The 4,206-nt window shown below is 45.6% G+C and carries 4 protein-coding genes; 1 reads left to right on the forward strand and 3 read right to left on the reverse strand.

What is annotated here, in order from left to right; all coding sequences use genetic code 11:
* Nucleotides 1-200 (forward strand): PD-(D/E)XK nuclease domain-containing protein (locus BMY80_RS11720; protein WP_177178594.1); only part of this gene is annotated, 200 nt, incomplete at its 5' end.
* 87 nt (nt 201-287) lie between these two features.
* On the opposite strand, the gene BMY80_RS11725 is transcribed toward BMY80_RS11720, so the two are convergent.
* The 3 genes from BMY80_RS11725 to BMY80_RS11735 are packed head-to-tail and all read right to left on the reverse strand — an operon-like array spanning nt 288 to nt 4,121.
* Complete coding sequence (locus tag BMY80_RS11725; protein WP_232218326.1) at nt 288-464, reverse strand: DNA polymerase I; 177 nt, start codon at nt 462-464, stop codon at nt 288-290.
* A gap of 51 nt (nt 465-515) precedes the next feature.
* A complete protein-coding gene (locus BMY80_RS12745; RefSeq protein ID WP_093143900.1) occupies nt 516-2,351 on the reverse strand; it encodes a PKD domain-containing protein in 1,836 nt (611 codons plus the stop codon).
* Between the two features lie 51 nt (nt 2,352-2,402).
* Complete coding sequence (locus BMY80_RS11735) at nt 2,403-4,121, reverse strand: alpha-amylase family glycosyl hydrolase (protein WP_093143902.1); 1,719 nt, start codon at nt 4,119-4,121, stop codon at nt 2,403-2,405.
* Nucleotides 4,122-4,206 lie beyond the last annotated feature (85 nt).

Consider the following 4,206-nt stretch of genomic DNA (forward strand, 5'->3'; position numbering starts at 1 on the left):
TTATCGTCATTCTGGAATTAAAACAGACTTCAGACGAAAACGAAGACAAAGTGCTTATTGCTCAGGATGCCGTTGAACAGATAATTCAAAAGAAATATGCCGATCCGTACATTAAACGCAACGACATCAAAGCTGTTCTTACTTATGGCATATGCTTCTGTAAAAAGGAATGTGTCGTTGTTGGAAGAAAGCTGAAATAAAATGTTCAAGCGTGGCAACCGAGTCAAAGAATACTTGATCGGTAGTGACCGACCAAGTTACCGACTAAGATCTCGATTAAGTGATTGTTAATCTTTCTTATAGAACTCGGTGATGTAGCCTGCAGCATCAAGAATGAGCCCGTCAGCCCATGGTGGTGTACGTCCCATCTGTTCACACACAGCATCGAGGCTCATTCGAGGATTGGCTTCAATAACTAGCTCATCGTGAATATGCACGCAGTTCATCTCGTGTGGACAGCTCACAAAAAAAACCGGGCACGCCCGGTTTTTAACTGGAATTATGATTAGGTGACCTTAAAGGGTACAGTCAAGTTTGACATCATCAGGATCCTTTATCGTAATGCTGACTGATTTTGATCCGGATTTTGTCCCGTCACTAACAGTCAGAACCACTGTATATGTCCCGAATTCAGTATAGGTGTGAGAAGGATTCTTTTCAGTAGATGAGGCTCCGTCTCCGAAGTTCCACATATATGAAATACCATCATCACCGTCATCTGACTTAACGGTAAACTGTACTGTTCCGTTATCCTTAATTTCATATGAGAAATCCACGGAAGGAAAAGGTCCCGGCTCAGGACTGACGCTGACGTGAATGCTCTCGGTTACCGCATCTGAACATTCCTTACCGTCACATGCTGTCAGAGAAACCCTGTAATCACCGGATACCGCATACTGATGGCGTGGTGATAATTCCACTGATTCCGCCCCGTCTCCAAAATTCCATCTGTAGCTGAGTACATCTCCGGCATCCGGATCAGTTGACTCATTTTTAAATTCTACCAGACCGCCTGATAAATCATTGAAGGTGAATTTGGCGACCGGAGGATTGTTCGGTTCCGGAGGCAGAGGTCCCGTTATAAAAATACTCATTATCTTTACATCCTCATACTCCTTATCCTTTACCGTCAGTTTAACGGTAAAGGTACTGACGGATTCGTAGGTATGAACAGGATCCTGCTCCTGAGATGTTGTTCCGTCACCGAAATCCCACAAATAGCTGAGAACGTCTCCGTCAGGATCAGATGAGGCATTGATGAATGAAACTTTCAGCCCGTCAGTACTCACAATGAATTCGGCAACAGGCGGATGATTGCCGGGCTGAGGATTATCCTCACAGCTTACGGCAACATTTCTGGAAGTCTCATTCTTAAGAACAGAGTCGGTAACTACAAGTGTAACTCCGTATGTTCCCGACTTCATGTAATCATGAACCGGATTCTTCTCAGTAGATGTCTGACCGTCACCGAACTTCCAGACATAACTTAAAGTCTTTCCTTCAGCTGCAGTGGATTTATTGGTAAAGGTTACTGAACACTTATCCGTAACATAATCAAAACCGGCTGCAGGATACGGGCCGGGCGCAGGTTCCGGAATCAAATCATGGAACGGACTGGAAGTATCGTCGGCTCTGTAATTCTCAAGAACCTTCTCTACTATGGCATCATAATCACCAGACTGATTCACGGCTTCGGCAAGAACCTTATAGGCATTACGGATCAGTGTTCTGAGCAGAACTCTGTCAAGATTATCGGTATCCTTTGAACCGAAACCCAGTCCTGAAAATGAATTCAGCAGGACTTTAAGCACGGCGGAACCGTTTGGATCAAGTGCTGCGAAGTCAGTGTTTTCAGGAGCACCGATGGTATCTGCAAAATCGCTCTGTCCCAGAATTCTCTGAATATTGGAAACGGCATTAAGTTCCAGTGGAGTATAAACAACCTTTCCGTTATTTTCAGACTTTGTTTTCTGTCTGTTAAGCTGATACTTCAGTACTTCCTCGGTTGATCCGTCAGTCGGATAGGCAAGCACGATACCGCCCTGCGCGGTCTCCCTGCTGACCGTACCGGTATTCCATTCAATAAGGGCGAAACCTCCGGCATCCGTCTGACGTTCAGTAGCCTCACCTGCACATGAATTATCGAGATCTGTATCCAGACAAACCGTATATACGGATGAACCGGCAGACTGTAATGCCTTTGCGGAAGTCTGGTTCAACTGGCCGTTTACATGAACCTCCAGTGAATATTCGGTAACGTCACCGGGTTCCTGAGATGAAGAACCGCCGCCGCAGGCAGTAACTGCTGCTGATGTCAGAAGTGCGACGGTTAACTTGTTAAGATTATACATTTTTTACCTCTTTAAAAAGCCGGAGGATATTCCCCCGACTGTTTTTGTGTATTACTGTCTGTACCAGATGGTTACAGCAGAGCCTTCAGCAACACTGGTTCCCTGAGTACCGTCTCCATTGACCGTTACTCCGTGAACCTTCTTTGACCATCCGTCAACACCGGATATTTCAATGTTGTTACCGCTGTTGATAACCATCTTGATGGTGTTCCATGAATCACCTACGGCTCCGCCGTTGATGGTAACAACAACCGCACCGTTAACATCCTCACCGGTAATGTTCTGCTCAATCTGCTCCCTGGTGGTCATACGGAATGCAGGATGAGCCCTGCGCATGGCAATCATATCCCTGTAGTAATTGAAGGTACTCATGTTCTGAGACTTAAGATTCCAGTCTATATCATTGGATCCGTCCGTACTGTTATATGAATTTTCATTCATATTCTTGGTACGTCCGAATTCATCACCTTCATGAAGGAACGGAATACCCTGACTGACTAAAACCCCCCCGTTACCATATGACTGCAGACGTTTGGCGTAGTCACCGGAAATTCCCATTTTGGTAATCTTATCAGCCCAGATTAAATTATCGTGAGCGGTAATGTACTGAACAGCCTGTTCAGGATCTGCCGCAAACAGCGGAGTCCAGGTATTGGTGCTGTTGCCTACACCTCCCTTAATACCGGCCATTACGCAGCCGAAGTTTCCGTCAACATCACCGACGTCGGTGTAGGTTGTGTTGAAGAGGAAGCCGCCTACCGCACTGTCACTGCTGCCCTTGAGACATTCACGGTATTTACCGTTAAACACGCCCACGTGACCGCTTGCGGCATTTCTGATTGTTCCAAGTCTCACACGGGTGCTTTCTGAAGGATCGGTGGCATAACCGTTCCACGGTTCACCGTAAATCAGGAAATTACGGCCGGGATACTTGTTGTTCAGGTATTCACCCCATTCTTTGAAATTATCGACATCAAAAATACCGACCAGGTCAAAACGGAAGCCGTCGATATTGTATTCGGAAGCCCAGTACTCAAGTGAATCACGGATGAAACGGCTTACCATGGCATTCTTCGGATCGGTGGAGTTACTGCAGCCTGACAGGTCAATTGCAGTATAGTACTTACCGGTAATTCTGCCGAATACGTCCTTGCTGTAGGTATGGTTATATACCACATCCATAATTACACGAATGCCGTTTTTGTGGAATTCATTAACCATGGTCTTGAATTCCTTAACCTTCTGCTTGTAGTTTTCAGTACCGAATACGGAAGTGTAGCGATCTTCAGGAACGTTGAAGTTTACGGGATCATAACCCCAGTTGTAGCATGATGAATCCTGTGAATCCACATCTGAACAGGTTCCGAAATCATATACAGGCATAAGCTGAACATGAGTTATTCCGAGTTCCTTAAGGTGATCAATACCTGTTTTCTGTCCCCCGGCATTTGTTGTTCCGGTTTCAACCATGCCTAAATAACGGCCGCGGTTTTCATCGGAAACTCCGGAACTTCTGTCGATGGTAAAGTCACGTACATGAACTTCATAAAGTACGGCATCCTCTCTGTTCCTGAATTCAGGACGCGGAGCCCAGCCGTCCTTCAGATCGGTATCACGCATGTTCATAACAATATTCTTATTGCTGCCTGCGGCAAAACCTTCTCCCTTATAGTCGGTTTTAGGCACCATTTTGCCGTACGGATCGCGGACATCACTGCCGTTTACCTTAAACTGATATTCCTTTCCGTCAAGATCACCGTCAACAGACAATATGAAACGACCTCCACGAAAGAATGTAAAAACGTGGATTTACCGTGTAAACTGTAGATGTTTGTAAACAGATACGGATTTACCG

Origin of the sequence: Ruminobacter amylophilus, assembly GCF_900115655.1 — a bacterium.
GTDB lineage: Bacteria > Pseudomonadota > Gammaproteobacteria > Enterobacterales > Succinivibrionaceae > Ruminobacter > Ruminobacter amylophilus.

Coding starts and splice junctions, on each gene's coding strand:
- BMY80_RS12745 (WP_093143900.1), bottom strand. CDS start 2,351: ATGTATAATCTTAACAAGTTAACCGTCGCACTTCTGACATCAGCAGCA.